At 69.8% G+C, this 17,773-nt stretch carries 15 protein-coding genes; 3 read left to right on the top strand and 12 right to left on the bottom strand.

Annotated features, from left to right (window positions below; all coding sequences use genetic code 11):
• Window positions 1–45: 45 nt before the first annotated feature.
• From GEV27_RS17270 to GEV27_RS17255, 4 genes are read right to left on the bottom strand one after another with little or no spacing between them, the layout of a single operon-like run.
• Entirely contained in the window at window positions 46–969 is a 924-nt protein-coding gene (locus GEV27_RS17270) for a hypothetical protein (protein WP_228765369.1), read from the bottom strand.
• Window positions 900–1,532 (bottom strand): metallophosphoesterase, encoded by a 633-nt coding sequence (locus GEV27_RS17265; protein WP_153935178.1) that lies wholly within the window; start codon window positions 1,530–1,532, stop codon window positions 900–902. Before GEV27_RS17265 ends, GEV27_RS17270 begins: the two co-directional genes overlap by 70 nt.
• 41 nt (window positions 1,533–1,573) lie before the next feature.
• A complete protein-coding gene (locus GEV27_RS17260) occupies window positions 1,574–1,909 on the bottom strand; it encodes a DUF4233 domain-containing protein (protein WP_153654979.1) in 336 nt (111 codons plus the stop codon).
• Window positions 1,910–1,914: 5 nt separating this feature from the next.
• A complete protein-coding gene (locus GEV27_RS17255) occupies window positions 1,915–3,252 on the bottom strand; it encodes a folylpolyglutamate synthase/dihydrofolate synthase family protein (protein WP_153935177.1) in 1,338 nt (445 codons plus the stop codon).
• A gap of 128 nt (window positions 3,253–3,380) precedes the next feature.
• On the opposite strand from GEV27_RS17255, the gene GEV27_RS17250 reads away from it, so the two are divergent.
• On the top strand, window positions 3,381–5,501 hold the full coding sequence (locus tag GEV27_RS17250) for an MMPL family transporter (protein ID WP_153652091.1): 2,121 nt from the start codon (window positions 3,381–3,383) through the stop codon (window positions 5,499–5,501).
• Between the two features lie 11 nt (window positions 5,502–5,512).
• On the top strand, window positions 5,513–8,116 hold the full coding sequence (gene valS / locus GEV27_RS17245) for a valine--tRNA ligase (RefSeq protein WP_309222345.1): 2,604 nt from the start codon (window positions 5,513–5,515) through the stop codon (window positions 8,114–8,116).
• A 91-nt stretch (window positions 8,117–8,207) separates the two neighbouring features.
• On the opposite strand, the gene GEV27_RS17240 is transcribed toward valS, so the two are convergent.
• From GEV27_RS17240 to GEV27_RS17205, 8 genes are all read right to left on the bottom strand, one after another.
• Complete coding sequence (locus GEV27_RS17240; protein ID WP_153935175.1) at window positions 8,208–9,260, bottom strand: cytochrome d ubiquinol oxidase subunit II; 1,053 nt, start codon at window positions 9,258–9,260, stop codon at window positions 8,208–8,210.
• Entirely contained in the window at window positions 9,257–10,675 is a 1,419-nt protein-coding gene (locus tag GEV27_RS17235) for a cytochrome ubiquinol oxidase subunit I (RefSeq protein WP_228765368.1), read from the bottom strand. The genes GEV27_RS17240 and GEV27_RS17235 overlap by 4 nt, the downstream gene beginning before the upstream one ends.
• 63 nt (window positions 10,676–10,738) lie before the next feature.
• Window positions 10,739–11,893 (bottom strand): trans-acting enoyl reductase family protein, encoded by a 1,155-nt coding sequence (locus GEV27_RS17230; RefSeq protein ID WP_153911656.1) that lies wholly within the window; start codon window positions 11,891–11,893, stop codon window positions 10,739–10,741.
• A 50-nt stretch (window positions 11,894–11,943) separates the two neighbouring features.
• Window positions 11,944–13,215, bottom strand: coding sequence for an ATP-dependent Clp protease ATP-binding subunit ClpX (clpX, locus tag GEV27_RS17225; protein ID WP_153652087.1), 1,272 nt, complete (start codon window positions 13,213–13,215; stop codon window positions 11,944–11,946).
• Window positions 13,216–13,364: 149 nt separating this feature from the next.
• Window positions 13,365–13,967: an ATP-dependent Clp protease proteolytic subunit gene (locus GEV27_RS17220; RefSeq protein ID WP_153652086.1), complete on the bottom strand. Its 603-nt coding sequence runs from the start codon at window positions 13,965–13,967 to the stop codon at window positions 13,365–13,367.
• Entirely contained in the window at window positions 13,964–14,539 is a 576-nt protein-coding gene (locus GEV27_RS17215) for an ATP-dependent Clp protease proteolytic subunit (RefSeq protein ID WP_153654977.1), read from the bottom strand. Before GEV27_RS17215 ends, GEV27_RS17220 begins: the two co-directional genes overlap by 4 nt.
• A gap of 125 nt (window positions 14,540–14,664) precedes the next feature.
• The gene (locus tag GEV27_RS17210) at window positions 14,665–15,438 is read right to left on the bottom strand and encodes an SDR family oxidoreductase (protein WP_153911657.1); all 774 of its coding nucleotides are present in this window, start codon (window positions 15,436–15,438) and stop codon (window positions 14,665–14,667) included.
• Entirely contained in the window at window positions 15,431–16,618 is a 1,188-nt protein-coding gene (locus GEV27_RS17205; RefSeq protein ID WP_153652084.1) for a phytanoyl-CoA dioxygenase family protein, read from the bottom strand. The genes GEV27_RS17210 and GEV27_RS17205 overlap by 8 nt, the downstream gene beginning before the upstream one ends.
• 107 nt (window positions 16,619–16,725) lie before the next feature.
• On the opposite strand from GEV27_RS17205, the gene GEV27_RS17200 reads away from it, so the two are divergent.
• Window positions 16,726–17,757: a LacI family DNA-binding transcriptional regulator gene (locus GEV27_RS17200; protein ID WP_153935174.1), complete on the top strand. Its 1,032-nt coding sequence runs from the start codon at window positions 16,726–16,728 to the stop codon at window positions 17,755–17,757.
• The last annotated feature ends 16 nt before the right edge of the window (window positions 17,758–17,773 follow it).

Genomic DNA, 17,773 nt, shown 5'->3' with positions numbered 1-17,773 from the left:
GAAGATTTCGGGGTTCTCCTGGGAATCCGCGGCCAGGGGGATGGGTCAGCGCTTCTTGCGGCCCTTGCCGGCGACGGCCTTGATGACCTCGGCGTTCCACTCGTGCTCGCGGATGAGGCGGTAGCGCTCCTCGGCGACGCGCAGGTACGCCTCTGCGGGCCGCTCGTCGTCGCCGCGCACGCCAGCCTCCTCGATCATCTGCACGACGGGCTGGAACTCCTCGGCGTACCAGCGGGCGGCCATCGTCTCGGGATCCATGTAGGCGTGCTCGGCATGCATCGTGCGTGTGGCCCACGCCTCGACCGCCTCGGCGATGCGGCCGTAGTCCGAGGGCCGGTCGACCGCGACGGACGCGCGCGCCTCGCCCGTGAACGGGACGCGCTGGAGCATCAGCCGTCGCCAGAACTTGAGCTCCAGGCTCGCGCGGGCGTCGATGCCCACGGGCGAGAGGAACGTCTCGATCGCGGTCACCCGGGCCTCGATCAGCTCGACGCCGAGGCTGCGCGCCACCGAGACGCGATGGTGTCCGTCGCGGACGAAGTAGTACTCGCCGATCTGGTAGACGTCGATCGGCGGGATCACCTCCCCCGTCCGGCTGGCCCGCGCCAGCCGTTCCCAGCGCTGACGGTTGACCGTCGAGGTCGGACGGAAGCGGCGATCGAAGTCGCGCGCCTTGTCGACAGATCCCACGATCGCGTCGAGCGGGATGACCTTGTGCCCCACGTAGTGCTCGGACCGGCGGCCCAGGGCGTCCACGACCTCGTCGAACGACATCGACTGCACGGTGTCCTCGGTGTCGTTGCGCAGCCGCGCCGCCAGGGCCGACAGCACCTGGTGGCGACGGGCCCGCATGAAGTCGCTCTCGGCGTCGACCCGCGGGGACCCCGAGCTGCTGACCATCAGGCGCTCCGGCGCGACCGGGTCGAGACCGGCACGACCGAGCGGGCCTCGATCTCGAGGACGTCCCACGGGATCACGTTGCGGACCGTCGTCCGACCGACCGACCGATCGGCCTTGAGCATCCCGAACGGGTGGACGTGGCCGTGCAGGTGCCACGTGGGCTCGAGCTCGGCGAGGACGCCGTGGAGAGCAGAGATGCCGAGATGGCTGGGATCGGGCTCGTCGCCCAGTCCCAGCGGCGGCGCATGGGTCAGCAGGACGTCGACCGGGCCCGCGCGACGGGCGCTGCGGAGCAGCTGCTTGGCTCGCGCGTCGTACTCCTTCTGGGTGTACTGGTGGGGGCCGGCGTTGTAGCGGACACAGCCCCCGAGACCCGCGATGCGCAGGCCGCCGACCTCGACGACCCGGCCGTCGGCGTTGACGAATCCCGCCGGTCCGGTGTGGCCGGGGCCCGTCCGGGGGTCGTGGTTGCCGGGCACGAAGACACCGGGCACGTCCAGCGCGGACCGGATCGACGCGAGGTAGTCCCACTGCAGGTCGCCGGCGCCGATCACCAGGTCGACGTCGAGGTCTCGCAGACGAGAACGGACCCCGAGGACCTCCTCGTCGGCCACTGCCAGCACCCGCACCATGCCCTCGACAGTAGCGCGGTGCGCCGCCGAAGACACCCCCCTCAGTCCTCCCGCGCTGCCTCCTGCGCCCATCGCGCCTTGTCGGCCTCGATGCGGCGTCCGAGGAAGAACGCGCCGAACCACAGGGCAGCGAACATCAGCCCGACGAAGAACATGATCGGCACGAGGAAGCCCATCGCGATCGCGCCGACCTGGATCGCGTGACCGACCAGGTACGCCTGAGGCCGGCGCAGCGAGCCGGCCACCAGGAGGCACAGGACAGCCAGCCCGATCCCGACGACGAGCGCCCACGTCGTGTCGACGTCCTCGACCGAGATCATCACCGGCACGCTGAGCCCGAGGATGATCGCCTCGAGCGTCAGCATCGCCGCGCACATGCCCCTCACGCGACACCCCCTCCGAGCAGGACGCGCGCCTCGCCGACCGTGACGACCGAGCCTGTCACGAGCACGCCACCGCTGCCGATCGCGTCGTCGTAGCCCTCGGCGGCGTCCGCCTTCTGGATCGCCCGCTCGAGTGCGTCGTCGAGCCGGGAGACCAGGGTCACCCGCTCCTCGCCGAAGATGTCGGCCGCGAGCTCGGCCAGCTCGACCGCCGGCATCGCCCGCGGGGTGCTGTTCTGCGTGCACACGATCTCGGCCATGACCGGCTCGAAGACGCGGAGCATCTCCTCGACGTCCTTGTCGGCCATGACGCCCACGACCCCGATGAGCGGGCTGAACGAGAACGCCTCCTGGACGGCCTCGATCGTCGCGCGGGCGCCGTGGGGGTTGTGCGCCGCGTCGAGCAGCACCGTGGGGCTGCGCCGCACGACCTCGAGGCGCCCCGGCGAGGTGACCTGCCTGAACGCGTCGCGGACGAGATCGGCGTCGAGCTGCTTGCTGCCCGTGAAGGCCTCGACGGCCGCGAGGGCGTACGCCGCGTTGTGCGCCTGGTGGGCGCCGTGCAGCGGCAGGAAGATGTCGTCGTACGTGCCCGACAGGCCCTGCAGGTCGATCTGCTGCCCACCGATCGCGGTGACACGTGAGCCGACGCCGAAGTCGGTGCCCTCGTGCAGCGCGACCGAGCCGACGTCCAGCACCCGTCGCATCAGCACGTCCATGACCTCGGGTGCCTGCTCGGCGAGGATGGTGTGCGAGCCGGGCTTGATGATGCCGGCCTTCTCGACCGCGATGATCTCGGGGCGGTCACCGAGATAGGCCGCGTGGTCCACGCCGATCGGGGTGATGACCGCGACCTGACCGTTCGCGACGTTGGTCGCGTCCCACGAGCCGCCCATGCCGACCTCGACCACGGCGACGTCGACGGGGGCGTCGGCAAAGGCCGCGAACGCCATCGCGACCATCATCTCGAAGTACGACAGGGGGTGCGCCGACGAGTCGTCGACGATCTGCGCGTACGCCGCGACGTCCGCGAACGCCTCGACGAACAGGGCCTCGGACAGGGGCGCCCCGTCGAGGCTGATGCGCTCAGTCATCGACTGCAGGTGCGGGCTGGTGAAGCGTCCGGTGCGCAGGTCCAGCGCGCGCAGCAGGGTGTCGATCATGCGGCTCGTCGACGTCTTGCCGTTCGTCCCGGTGAGGTGGACCAGGGGATAGGCCGCCTGCGGGTCCCCCAGGAGGCGGCACAGGGCGGCGATGCGATCGAGGGAGGGCTCGAGGCGGGTCTCGGGCCAACGGCCGAGGAGCGCGCGCTCGACCTCCGCGTACGTAGGTGTCATCCCGCCCAGTATCGCAGCACCTCGGGGACGGCTCAGGGTCACCACCGATGTTCAAAATGTCACCACACCGCTGCATAGTGGGGAAGATCACATTCGACCATCGTTCGGGGCGGTCCCAAGGAGGGCACATGAACCGGAGCATCGCGGGATGGGTGACGCATCGTTGGGCCAAGTGGGTGGTGATGGCGCTCGGCCTGCTGACGATCTTCGTCCTGGCCTCCCTCGGCGCCAAGCTCACGAGCGTCCAGGACAACGACGCGGCGTCCTGGCTGCCCGGCGACGCCGAGTCCACCAAGGTGATCGAGAGGTCGAAGGCCTTCTCCGACCCCAACGACATCCCGGGCGTCGTGCTCTACGTGCGCGACTCCGGCATCACCCCGGCCGACGTGGCCAAGGCGAAGGCCGACGCGGCCCAGATCAAGGGGGTCGACTCGGTCACCGAGGTGACCGGTCCGATCCCGGCCGACGACGGCAAGGCCCTGCAGGTCCTCGCGACGGTCCGCATGAGCAGCGACGGGTGGGAGGACCTGCCCGACCGGGTCGACGACATCAGGGCGATCGCCGACCGGGATGCCGGCGGCCTCGACGTACGCATCGCCGGTCCTGCGGCGCTCGGGGCGGACCAGGCCGAGTCCTTCGCCGGCATCGACGGCATCCTGCTGCTCGCCGCCGTCGCCATCGTGTTCATCATCCTGCTCGTCACGTATCGCAGCCTGCAGCTGGCGATCCTGTTCCTGCTGTGTGGCGTGGGCGCGGTCTTCAGCGCGCAGGGCCTGGTCTATCTGCTGGCCAAGCACGCCGACCTCACGGTCAACGCGCAGAGTGCGGGCATCCTCAGCGTGCTGGTGCTCGGCGCGGGGGTCGACTACGCATTGCTGCTCGTGGCCCGATATCGCGAGGAGCTGCACCACTACGAGGACCGGCACGAGGCGATGGCGCACGCCCTGCACCGCGCGGCCCCGGCGATCCTGGCCAGCGGTGCCACGGTCATCATCGGCCTGCTGTGCCTGCTGTTCGCCCAGATGAACTCGACCAGCAGCCTCGGCCCGGTCGGCGCCGTCGGCATCGCGTGCGCCCTGCTGGTCATGATGCTCCTGCTGCCGGCGCTGCTGGTCATCCTCGGGCGGTGGATCTTCTGGCCGTTCGTGCCCCGCTTCGGCGACCCGGTCAAGAGCGAGACCGGCATCTGGGCGCGGGTCGGCCGACAGATCGCCAAGGCGCCCCGCGCCGTCTGGGTCACCACGACCCTGATCCTGGTCGCCCTGTCGTTCGGCGTCGTCCAGCTCGACGCCAACGGGCTCACCAACGAGCAGCAGTTCACCAAGGAGCAGCCTTCGGTGCTGGCGGAGAGGGAGCTCGCGAAGCACTTCCCGGGCGGCGCCGGCTCCCCCGTCGCCGTCATCGCCGAAGGCTCGAGCGCTGACGCGGTCAAGGACGCACTCTCCGGGGTCGAGGGCATCGACGCGAGCTCGGTCCAGGTCAAGAGCCCGGCCGGCAGCCCCGTCGCCTATCTCGAAGGCACACTGACCTCGGCACCCGACTCCGCCGACGCCTTCGCCACGGTCGACCGGGCGCGGGATGCGGTGCACGACGTCGCGGGCGCCGACGCGCTGGTGGGAGGCAACACCGCGGTCAACAAGGACATCCAGGCCGCCTCCAGCGCCGACAACCGGCTGATCATCCCCATCGTCCTGGTCGTGGTCCTGCTGATCCTGGCCGCGCTGCTGCGCTCGATCGCGGCACCGCTGATCCTGCTCGTGACGGTCGTGGTGTCCTTCGCGGCCGCGATGGGCATCAGCGCCCTGACGTTCCGGCACGTGTTCGGGTTCGAGGGGACCGACTCGTCCTTCCCGCTGTTCGCCTTCGTGTTCCTCGTGGCGCTCGGCATCGACTACAACATCTTCTTGATGACCCGGGTGCGCGAGGAGGCCCTCAAGCACGGCACCCGCAGGGGGGCCCTCATCGGGCTCGCGGCGACAGGCGGGGTGATCACCTCGGCCGGCTTCGTCCTGGCCGGCACGTTCACCGCCCTGGCCACCCTGCCGGTCGTGTTCCTGGCCGAGCTCGGCTTCGCGGTGGCGGTCGGGGTGCTGCTCGACACCATCATCGTCCGGTCGGTGCTGGTCACTGCGCTCAACCTCGACTTCGGGCGGCACATCTGGTGGCCGAGCGCGCTGGGCCGCACCGACGGTCAGGCCCACGAGGAGGTGGACAGGACCAGCACGCCGCGTGAAGCTGCTCGCACCTAGACTTGACTGTTGTGACTAGCGAACTCGGCAAATCTGGCTCTGCGACCGGCGTCCCGGAGAAGCCCGTCCTCGAGGGACTCGAGGCGACGTGGTCGGCACGGTGGGCCGACGAGGGCACGTACGCCTTCGACCGCACCAAGTCCCGGGAGCAGATCTTCTCGATCGACACCCCTCCCCCGACGGTGTCCGGCTCCCTGCACGTCGGTCACGTCTTCTCCTACACGCACACCGACCTGGTCGCGCGCTATCAGCGCATGCGTGGCAAGGAGGTGTTCTACCCCATGGGGTGGGACGACAACGGACTGCCGACCGAGCGCCGGGTCCAGAACTACTTCGGTGTCCGCTGCGACCCGACCCTGCCCTACGAGCCCGACTTCACGCCGCCGGAGAAGCCCGACGCCAAGCGGCAGATCCCGATCAGCCGCCGCAACTTCATCGAGCTGTGCAATCAGCTGGTCGAGGAGGACGAGAAGGTCTTCGAGCAGCTGTGGCGGACCCTCGGCCTCAGCGTCGACTGGGACCAGAAGTACACGACGATCGGCGACGAGTCGCAGACCGTCTCGCAGCGCGCCTTCCTGCGCAACGTCGCGCGCGGCGAGGCGTACCAGCAGGATGCGCCCACGCTGTGGGACGTGACCTATCAGACCGCCGTCGCTCAGGCTGAGCTCGAGGCGCGCGAGTACCCCGGCGCGTACCACCGGGTCGCGTTCCACGGGGCCGACGGACCCATCTTCATCGAGACGACCCGCCCCGAGCTGATCGGCGCGTGCGTCGCGCTCATCGCCCACCCCGACGACGAGCGCTACCAGCCGCTCTTCGGCTCGACCGTCACCTCTCCCCTGTTCGGCGTCGAGGTCCCCGTGGTCGCCCACGCGTCCGCCGAGCCCGACAAGGGCTCGGGCATCGTCATGTGCTGCACGTTCGGCGACCTGACCGACGTGATCTGGTGGCGTGAGCTGCAGCTGCCCAACCGGACGATCATCGGCCGGGACGGACGCATCCTGCCCGACGTCCCCGAGTGGATCACCGACGCCGCGGGCCGTGAGCTGTACGCCGAGCTGGCCGGCAAGACCACGTTCACCGCCCGCGAGCTGAGCGTCGCGGCGCTGAAGGAGTCCGGCGATCTCGACGGCGACCCGAAGCCCACGCAGCGCATGGCCAACTTCTACGAGCGCGGCGACAAGCCTCTCGAGATCGTCTCGACCCGCCAGTGGTACATCGCCAACGGCGGGCGCTCGAGCGATCTGCGCGCCCAGCTCGTCGCGCGCGGCGACGAGATCGACTGGGTCCCCGCCTACATGCAGTCCCGGCTGACCAACTGGATCGAGGGCCTCAACGGCGACTGGCTCGTGTCGCGCCAGCGCTTCTTCGGCATCCCGTTCCCGGTCTGGTACCGCCTCGACGAGGCCGGCGAGCCGGTCTACGACGATCCGATCCTCGCCGACGAGGCGAGCCTGCCGGTGGATCCCGCGTCGCAGGCGCCTCCGGGCTTCGAGGACTCCCAGCGCGGTGAGCCCGGCGGGTTCATGGCCGATCCCGACGTGCTCGACACCTGGGCGACGTCCTCGCTCACCCCGCAGATCGTGTGCGGCTGGGAGCGCGACCCCGAGCTGTTCGCCAAGACGTTCCCGATGGACCTGCGCCCCCAGGGTCACGACATCATCCGCACGTGGCTGTTCTCCACGGTCGTGCGCTCGCACCTCGAGCACGGCTGCGTGCCGTGGACCCACACCGCGCTGTCGGGCTTCGTCGTGGATCCCGACCGCAAGAAGATGAGCAAGTCCAAGGGCAATGTCGTCGTCCCCGACGAGATCCTCGACAAGTACGGCGCCGACGCCGTCCGCTGGCGTGCGGCCGGTGCCCGCCCGGGTGCGGACTCGCCGTTCGACGAGGCCCAGATGAAGGTGGGTCGCCGCCTGGCGATGAAGGTGCTCAACGCCAGCAAGTTCGTGCTCGCCCCCGAGGAGCAGTACGGCCTCGGGGCCGACGCCTCGTACCTCGATCCGGCCCGCGTCACCGAGCCGATCGACCTGGCGATGCTGACCCGCCTGCGCGGGGTCGTGGACGAGGTGACTGCGGCCTTCGAGGCGTACGACTACGCGACCGCGCTCGAGGTCACCGAGAAGTTCTTCTGGGACTTCTGCGACGACTACCTCGAGCTGGTCAAGGAGCGCGCCCGTCGTGCCGACGAGGGCGGCGCTTCCGCCAAGAGCGCCTTCGTCCTCGCCCTGTCGGTCCAGCTGCGCCTGCTCGCCCCGTTCCTGCCCTACGTGACCGAGGAGGTCTGGTCGTGGTGGCAGGAGGGGTCGATCCACCGCTCGGTGTGGCCAGACAACACGACCGACCTGACGACGGCCGAGCAGGACCCCGCGGTCCTGACCGCTGCCGCAGCGGTGCTCGCGGACGTCCGCGGTGCCAAGTCGGTCGCCAAGGTCAGTCAGAAGACCGAGATCGCGGCCCTGACCGTGCGCGCGTCCGCCGCGGATCTCGACCTGCTCCGGGTCGCCCTCGCCGACGTGCTGGCCGCCGGTCGCGTCACCGCCGACCCGGTCCTGACCGTCGACGACTCGGCCTCGGCCTTCACCGTCGACGCCACCCCCGCCACCACCGACTGACCCCCGCCCGCCCGGGCCGCAGTTTCCCAGGAGAACCTGGGAAACTGCGGCCCGGCGGTGCGTCTGCCACCGTATGCGGCGGATCTCGGGCCTATATGGTGGCGGATCCACCGCTCGGGCGGGGCGACGTCGAGTCGTGCTCGTCGTCTCTGCTCCACTCCTCGGTCTGGGTGAGCCAGAACAGGTAGGCCAGGGAGGGCAGGACGATGACGCCCGCGAGGGCGACCACGATGAGCAGGCCGATCAGGGTCGAGCGCGCACCTGCGGCGTCCTCGATCGTGACCTGGTCGACGAGCATCCACGGATACTGCGCGACGCCCCAGCCGAGGATCACGGCCGCGACACTGACGGCCGCGGCGACCCGCGCGACGGCGTGGCGCCGCCGCCACAGCAGCACCAGGGTGGCCGCGCCCGCGATCCCGGACACCACGATGAGCGGGGTCGCGACGCCGAGCAGACGATCGCTCAGCGTGGGCGCGTCGTGACGTATCGGCACCAGAGCCGCGAACACGATCCCCCCGGTCACGATGCCCACCCCCAGGGTCTTGACCCGCAGCCTCTCGGCGAGCGCTTCGTGGCCCGACCGCTGCGCGTCCGCGGTGAGGAACGTCCCGGCGAGGAAGATGCAGGCCCCGACCGCGATCACGCCTCCGAACAGCGACGTGGGGTGCAGCCATGAGTCCAGCACGGGGCCGTTGCCCTCGGCGGGCACCCGACCCGACGCCACCGCACCGGCCACCGCGCCGAGGAAGAAGGGGGTGATCAGCGACGAGCCCGCGAACACGGCCCCGAAGATCCGCGCCTGGGCGAGGGAGCCGGAGTACTTGCGGAACGCGAAGCTCGCTCCCCGCAGGACGATCCCGAGGAGCGCCAGGGCCAGCGGCAGGATCAGGGTCGTGGTGGTGGCCGCGAATGTCTCGGGGAACCCTGTCCACCACATCACCAGCACGTAGATCAGCCAGACGTGGTTGGCCTCCCACACGGGTCCGATGCTGTGGTCGATGAGCAGCCGCAGCTCGGCCCCCTCCTCGGCGCTGCCGGCCGTCAGATCGAAGAATCCCGAGCCGAAGTCGGCCCCGCCGAACAGGGCGTACGCAAGCACCCCGACGAACAGCGCCACGGCCACCGCGACTGCGAGGCTCATCGCCGGGACCTCTCGTCGGGCCGGGCCGCGGGAGGCCCGTAGGGCGCCGGGAGCTCCTCGTCCCCGGCACGCCATCGACGTGCCATCGACCGGAGCACGATGAACGCGCCGACCGTCATGCCGACGTACACCACGAACGCGACGGCGTAGCTCCACCACAGCCCGCTGCTCATGCTGGCCGCGTCCTCGGTGCGCAGCACCTGCCACACGGTCCACGGCTGACGCCCGACCTCGGTCGCGACCCAGCCGCACTCGAGCGCGACGACCGCGAGCGGACCCGCGACGACGGCGAAGCGCAGGAACCATCGGTTGCCGGTGAAGTCATGACCGCGCCAGCGGGCGAACCAGAACGCGACGGCCGCGACGAGCAGCAGCGAGCCGATCGCCACCATGACCTGGAACGCGACGTGGGTGATGTTCACCGGCGGCTGGTCCTCGAGCGGGATCGTGTCGAGCCCCTGCACCCCCTTGGTGAACGAGTTGCGCGCGATGATCGAGCCGAGTCGGGGGATGTCGAACGCCCAGCGCACCTCGCCGTCGATGAGCAGGCCACCCAGGCGCAACGGTGCGGGGCTCTCGGTCGTGGTCGCGAGCTCGAACGCAGCGAGCTTCGAGGGCTGGGTCTCCGCGAGGCGCAGGCCGAGGAGGTGGCCGATGACCGGCTGGAGCACCGAGGCGACCGACGCGAAGACGAACGGAACCGTGAACCCGAGGCGGTGGTGAGCGTCGCGGCGGCCCTTCAGCATCCCGGCCGCGTAGACGCCCGCGACGACGAAACCGACCAGCATGAAGGCGCCGACCCACATGTGCGCGAACTGCAGCCACACCCCGTCGTTGAACATCGCCCGCCACGGGTTGACGTCGGTGACCTGCGCGGGCGTCGTCCCCGTGGCCGGGACGAACGTGAACCCCGTCGGGTTGTTCATCCAGGCATTGACCGCCACGACGCAGAACGTGCCCACCACGCCCGCGATGGCCATCGGGATCAGCATCATCAGGTGACGCCGTGGAGGCATCCGGTCCCAGCCGTACAGGTAGATGCCGAGGAAGATGGCCTCGACGAAGAAGGACAGTCCCTCGAAGGCGAACGGCAGCCCCAGGACGTCGCCGAACGGACCCATCAGACCGGGCCAGAGCAGACCCATCTCGAAGCTGAGGACCGTGCCGGACACGGCACCGATCGCGAACAGCACCGCGGAGACCTTGGCCCACCGCCGCGCCAGGCCGAGGGCCACGGGGTCGTTCCTGACGATCCCTCGGCGGTGGACCACGAAGATCATCGTCGGGAACGCGACGCCGAAGCACGCGAGGATGATGTGCCACCCGAGCGACATGGCCATCTGCTGCCGGGCCGGGAGCAGCCCGGGTGGCCCGTCAGCGGACGAGAGGACGCCGAGGACCTCGTTCAGGTACATCGCTCCACGCTACGCCCGCCGTTCCGCCCCGTACAGGGACGAACGGACGTGGCCCCGGCGCCGCTACAACGTCCGGAACGTGATGCCCGCGGCCTGCAGACGCTCGATCAGCGGATCGCCCATCGCGACGGCCGTGGTCGTCTGCCCCGAGACCTTGGGCACGTCGTCGAACGCGAGACAGAGGGCCGACTCGCTCAGCATCTTGGCCGTCTCGGTGTAGCCGGGGTCGCCGCCGCTGACCTGGGTCGTGACGGTCCGGCCGCCGCCCTCGCCGATGAGCCGCAAGGAGAACCACGATGCCTCGCGCTTGGCCTCGTCGGGGCCGTCGCCCTGGTCGCGCAGCTTGAGCAGCAGCGAGCGGGTGGGCCGCAGCTGCGCCCCCGCCACGACCACCGCGGCCCCCGCGAGGGTGCCGGCAAGCATCGGCAGCTTCTTGAACTGGGCGAAGTGCGAATAGGTGAACGCCGGTCCGTAGCGGTCCAGCGACCGGGCGGACCGCAGGACGATCTGCGGGTCGATGGTCGGCAGCGGCAGGGCCCAGCCCTTGCCTCCGGCGCCGCGGCCTATTGTGCCGCCGCCACCGCGGACCGTGCGCCCTTCGGGACGCGGCTCGTTCTTCCTGCGCTCGGCAGCCGTCGCGGCCGCCTGACGGATGCGCGAGAACGCACCCACGGCGGAGTGGTAGGTGCCGCCCGAGGCGGTGCCGCCGGCACGGATGTAGCCCTTGACGTCGATCGGCACGCCCTCGGGCAGCTGCTCGACCGTGTAGAGCACGCCGAGGTCGTACGGGATCGAGTCGAAGCCGCACGCGTGGACGAGGCGCGCCCCGGTCTCCCGTGCCACGGCGTCGTACTTCAGCCACATGCGATCGACGAACTCCGGCTCGCCCGTGAGGTCGACGTACGCGATGCCGGCCTCTGCCGCCGCCTTGACCGCGGGCTCGCCGTGCTGGACGTACGGACCGACCGTGGTCGCGAGCACACGCGTGCTCCTGGCCAGGGCGGACATCGAGTCGGCGTTGCCGATGTCGGCCGAGATGATCTCGGGACGGACGCCACCGAGGGCCTCGACCCGCTCGGCGACCTGCTCGAGCTTGGCCTGGTTGCGTCCGGCGATCGCCCACGTCCCGCCGGGCGGGAGGTGGGTGCCGAGGTACTCGGCGGTGAGGGTCCCGGTGAAGCCGGTGGCACCGAGCAGGGCGATGTCGACGGAAGTCATGGGCTCAACCTACCGGCAGGTAGCCGGGGTCGGCATCGCGAGACGACAGGCTAGGAGGCCTTCTTGGCGACCTCGTCGTGGGTGAGGATCTGCGGTCCCTCGTCGCCGGAGACGGTTGCTGCGGTCACGACGACCTTGGCGACGTCCTCGCGGCTCGGGATCTCGTACATCACCGGCTCGAGCACGGCCTCGATGATCGAGCGCAGGCCACGAGCGCCGGTACCTCGCTCAAGGGCCAGCTCGGCCATCGCCTCGCTCGCCTCCTGGCTGAACTCCAGCTCGACACCGTCGATCTCGAACAGCCGGACGTACTGCTTGGTCAGCGCGTTGCGGGGCTTGGTGAGGATCGCGACCAGCGCGTCCTTGTCGAGGTTGTCGACCGCCGCGATGACCGGGAGGCGACCGATGAACTCGGGGATCAGGCCGAACTTGAGCAGATCCTCGGGCAGCACCTTGGAGTAGAGCTTGTGCGGCTCGACCGCGGCACCGATGTCCTGCTTGGACGTGTTGAAGCCCAGGCTCATCTTGCCGCTGCGGCCCTCGATGATCTGGTCGAGACCGGCGAACGCCCCACCCACGATGAACAGCACGTTGGTGGTGTCGATCTGGATGAACTCCTGGTGCGGGTGCTTGCGGCCGCCCTGCGGCGGGACCGAGGCGGTCGTGCCCTCGAGGATCTTCAGCAGCGCCTGCTGGACGCCCTCGCCGGACACGTCACGGGTGATCGAGGGGTTCTCGCTCTTGCGGGAGATCTTGTCGACCTCATCGATGTAGATGATGCCCGTCTCGGCCTTCTTGACGTCGTAGTCGGCCGCCTGGATGAGCTTGAGCAGGATGTTCTCGACGTCCTCGCCGACATAGCCGGCCTCGGTCAGCGCCGTGGCGTCGGCGATCGCGAACGGCACGTTGAGCATGCGCGCCAAGGTCTGCGCGAGGTACGTCTTGCCACAGCCCGTGGGGCCGACGAGCAGGATGTTGGACTTGGCCAGCTCGACCTGGTCGTCCTTGCTGCGCGCACCCGAGGCCTGTGCCTGGACGCGCTTGTAGTGGTTGTAGACCGCGACGGCCAGCGACTTCTTGGCGCCGTCCTGACCGATCACGTAGCCGTTGAGGAAGTCGAAGATCTCCTGGGGCTTGGGCAGCTCGCCGAGGCTCAGCTCAGCGCCTTCGGCGAGCTCTTCCTCGATGATCTCGTTGCACAGATCGATGCACTCGTCGCAGATGTAGACACCCGGCCCGGCGATGAGCTTCTTGACCTGCTTCTGACTCTTTCCACAGAAAGAGCACTTCAGCAGATCGGCTGTTTCACCAATGCGAGCCATGCGGGAAATCCCTTCGTACGGTTGCTGCCTACGTCGCCCGGTCGGGCCGGAATGCGACCGAGACGACGTCAGCCTCCACCGTAGCGGCGAAAGCCCCCGTCGTCTCGGTCACCGCACCGGTTGTCATGGTGCGTCTTGCCGAGGTGCTGCTAGATCGCGGGGACCTTCAGCGTGTCGAGCACCTCGTCGACGAGGCCGTACTCCACCGCCTGCTGGGCAGTGAGGATCTTGTCGCGGTCGACGTCCTTGCTGATCTCCTCGATCGGCTTGCCGGTCGCGTCGGCCAGCATGCGCTCCATCAGCTCACGCATGCGGAAGATCTCGTTGGCCTGGATCTCCAGGTCCGAGATCTGGCCGCCGGTACCCTCGGTGTAGGGCTGGTGGATCAGGATGCGGCTGTTGGGCAGCGCGAGACGCTTGCCCGGCGTACCGGCCGCGAGCAGGATCGCAGCGGCCGAAGCGGCCTGGCCCAGGCACAGCGTCTGCACGTCCGGCTTGATGTAGCGGATCGTGTCGTAGATCGCCGTGAGCGCCGTGAACGAGCCACCGGGGCTGTTGATGTAGATGCTGATGTCGCGGTCGGGGTCCATGGCCTGCAGCGACATGAGCTGCGCCATGACCGCGTTGGCGACGTCGTCGCTGATCGGGGTGCCCAGCATGATGATGCGGTCCTCGAACAGCTTGGTGTAGGGGTCGATGCGACGGAAGCCGTAGCTCGTGCGCTCTTCCCACTGCGGGATGTAGTAGCTCATGTGATGTCTCCTGCGCTCGAGACCACGTGGTCGATGAGGCCGTACTCCTTGGCCTGCTCCGGCGTGAACCACCGGTCGCGGTCGGAGTCGAGCTCGATCTGCTCGACCGACTGGCCGCTGTGCAGGGACTGCAGCTGGTTGAGCTGCTTCTTGAGCAGGACGCTCTGCTCAGCCTGGATCTTGATGTCGGAGGCGGATCCGCCGATGCCGCCCGAGGGCTGGTGCATCATGATGCGCGCGTGCGGCAGGGCGTAGCGCTTGCCGGCGGTGCCTGCGGCGAGGAGGAACTGTCCCATCGACGCGGCCAGGCCCATGCCGAACGTCGCGACGTCGTTCGAGATGAACTGCATCGTGTCGTAGATCGCCATGCCCGAGTCGACGGAGCCGCCCGGGGAGTTGATGTACAGGTAGATGTCCGCCTGCGGGTCCTCGGCGTTGAGCAGCAGCATCTGCGCGCAGATCGCGTTGGAGTTGGAGTCGCGAACCTCCGAGCCGAGGAACACGATGCGTTCCTTGAGGAGTCGCTGGTAGATGTGGCCGTCGAGATCCGAGGGGCCGGCCTCGCCGGCCATCCTCGGCGACAGTGGGCTGGAGCTGTCCGATGTGTTCACGTGTCCCAACCTAGACGGGAGCCGTGAGGAACACACGCGAAAACACGGCTGTTCGCTGACAGCGTGACGGCGCGCCGCCGCCGTGCTCAGTCCAGGCCGCCGATGACCTGCTGGTCCCAGTCGATGACCGAACCGGTGACGACACCGCTGCGCTCCGACAGCAGGAGGACGACCAGGGCAGCGACGTCGTCGACCTGTCCGAGCTGCCCCATCGGCAGCGAGGAGCCCGCCTTCTCCACCCACGTGTCGTCCGCGTCGTGGAACTCGCGTTGCACGACGTCCTCCCCCTCGGTCTCGGTCCAGCCGATGTTGACGCCGTTGATGCGGATCCGGTCCCAGCGGTGCGCGTGGGCCGCATTGCGGGTCAGCCCCACGAGACCGGCCTTGGTCGCGGAGTACGGCGCGAGGTGCGGCTGCCCGCCGTGCGAGGACATCGTCGAGATGTTGACGATCGTGCCCGGCTCGCCGCGGCGGATCATGTCGCCCACGGCCGCCTGCATCATGAAGAACGGGGCCTTGAGGTTGACCGCGACGTGCTGGTCGAACAGCTCGGGAGAGGTGTCCAGCAGGCTGCCGCGGCTCGTGAGCCCCGCGGCGTTGACCAGGCTGTCGACGCGCCCGTGACGTCGGATGGTCTCGGCCACCGCATCCCTCGCCTGCTCGACGTCCGCGACGTCGCACCGGACGTACGACGAGTCGCCGCCGAGATCCCTGACGAACGCCTCGCCGACGTCGGGGCGTCGACCGGTCACCACGACGGTGGCGCCCTCGCGCAGCGCGGCCCGGGCGATCCCGCCACCCACCCCTTGCGTGCCGCCACTGACCAGCAGGACCCGACCTGCGAGCAGCGGCTCAGACATCGGTGCGGCGGCGGTCGGCGTACGCGTCGAGCGCGGCGTCCACCTGCGCGGGCGGCCAGCCCTCGTCGAGCGCCTGGTGCAGCAGCTCGGCCTGCGAGAGCGGGGTCAGGCCCCCGATCGGCTGGTCGCGGTCGAGGTTGGTCGGGAACGGATAGCCCTCGGCGGTCGCGGCGATCGCGTGGGCGAGGTCGGCCGCGCCCGTGCCGCCCGCGCGGCGCTCAGCGAGGACGGGATAGACGGCCTTGGACATCCGCCCACGGTCGACGGCCTCCATCGCCCGGCCGAAGCCCGACGACACCTGCAGCAGGTTGGCCATGCGCTGGACGTCGACCGACACGTTGGTGCCGGCGCCGTGGAACAGCGCGGGGTTGAAGAACGCCGCGTCGCCCTTCGCGAGCGGCAGCTGCACGTGGTGCTCGGCGAAGTAGTCCTTGAACTCCTCGAGCCGCCACGCGAGGTAACCGGGGACGTACTTGTGCGAGTGCGGCAGGTACATCGTGGGACCGCTCTCCACCGGCATGTCGGAGTGGGCCACCGCCCCCTGCAGCGTCAGCACCGGGGACAGGACGTGCACGTGCGCGGGATAGCGCTCGACGACCTCGTTGGACAAGAAACCGAGGTGGTAGTCGCGGTGCGGCTCCTGCGCCACACCGCCGGGACGAACGACGTTGACCTGCGAGGTCATCTGGTAGCCCGGGCCCAGCCACGCCCGGGAGATCAGCGCCAGGACGTCGTTGGCGTAGTAGTCGACGAACGCCTCGGGGTCGCGGACCGCGAGCTTCTCCAACGCGTTCCAGACCCGGCTGTTGGCGCCGGGCTTTGCGAAGTGGTCGCCCGGCGCGGTGCCGGCGGCGCGCTCGTCCTCGATGATCGCGTCGAACACGGCGGTCACCCGGTCGACGACGGCCCCGTCGGTGAACGCACCCTGGAGCACCACGATGCCCGGGCCGTCGCTCAGGGCGCGGGCGAGCTCGCCCTCGACCTCGACCACGCCGTCGGGGGTCGCCGCGGCGGCTCGCAGCGACGCCGAGTCGTACACGAGGACGCCCTGCTCGAGGCGGTCCGCGCGGGGGTACGCGGCGAGGTCGGTGGTCGCCGACACGACGGACGCGAAGTCGTCGATGTCGCAGTCGGCCTCGCTCAGGCGCGGCGCGTGCGCGCCGTTCGTCATCGCGGTCATGGTGCTCCTCGGGTCGATGTCTGATCCCCGACGCTAGTGCTCGGCGTAGGCTGCAGGGAGGTGAAAACACCTCAAGAACACCTCACGACGAGACCCCGGGAGGCCGGATGGCGCACCCGTACCGCCTGCGCGAGATCGCCCAGCAGTCCGGTTTGAGCCTCGCGACCGTCGACCGGGTCGTGAACCACCGTCCCGGGGTGAGGCCGAGCACCGTCAAAGAGGTCCAGCAGGCGATCGCTGAGCTCGACCGCCAGGCCGGCCAGGTACGGATCGCGGGACGCACCTTCATCGTCGATCTCGTGATGCAGACGCCTGAGCGCTTCTCGAGCGCCGTGCGTGCCGCCCTCGAGGCCGAGCTGCCCCACCTGCGGCCGGCCGTCGTGCGGTCGCGGTTCCACCTGCAGGAAGCGAGCTCGGTCGCGGACGTCGTGCGTACGCTCGCGCGCATCGCCCGGCGGGGGTCCCACGGCGTGATCCTCAAGGCGCCCGACGCACCCGAGGTCGTCGCGGCGGTCGACGACCTCGTCGAGCGCGGCATCCCGGTGGTGACCCTCGTGACGGATCTGCCCGGAAGCCGGCGCGTGGCGTACGTCGGCATCGACAACCACGCGGCAGGGGCCACCGCCGCATATCTCGTCACGCAGTGGGGCGCGCGGGGCTCGGTGCTGATGACGCTCAGCAGTGCGGACTTTCGCGGCGAAGGCGATCGGGGAGACGGCTTCCGACGGACGATGGCCGCTCTCGCGCCCGGGCGAGTCGTCCGCGAGGTGGCCGGCACCGACGGCCTCGACGCCACGATGCTCCGAGCCGTCACCCGGGCGCTCGTGGCGGACCCGTCGATCGACGCGGTCTACTCGATCGGCGGCGGCAACGTCGCGACGCTCGACGCATTCGCACACGCGGGCCGGGAGTGTCGCGTGCTCGTCGCGCACGACCTCGACGACGACAACGCCGTGCTGCTGCGGCAGCATCAACTGTCGGCGGTGCTGCACCACGACCTCCGCGACGACATGCGGCGCGCATGCCGCGCGGTCATGCAGGCCCACGGCGCGCTGCCGGGCCCGATCCGCTCCGTGCCCTCGCCGGTCCACGTCGTGACGCCCTACAACGCCCCCGCCGCCTTCCACCCCCACCGCTGAGGCGCGCCTCCGGTCC

The sequence above is a fragment of the Aeromicrobium sp. S22 genome (assembly GCF_009661045.1).
Lineage (GTDB): Bacteria > Actinomycetota > Actinomycetes > Propionibacteriales > Nocardioidaceae > Aeromicrobium > Aeromicrobium yanjiei.
Note: the sequence above shows the minus strand (reverse complement) of the source record. Positions and strands in the feature narration are given on the sequence as shown.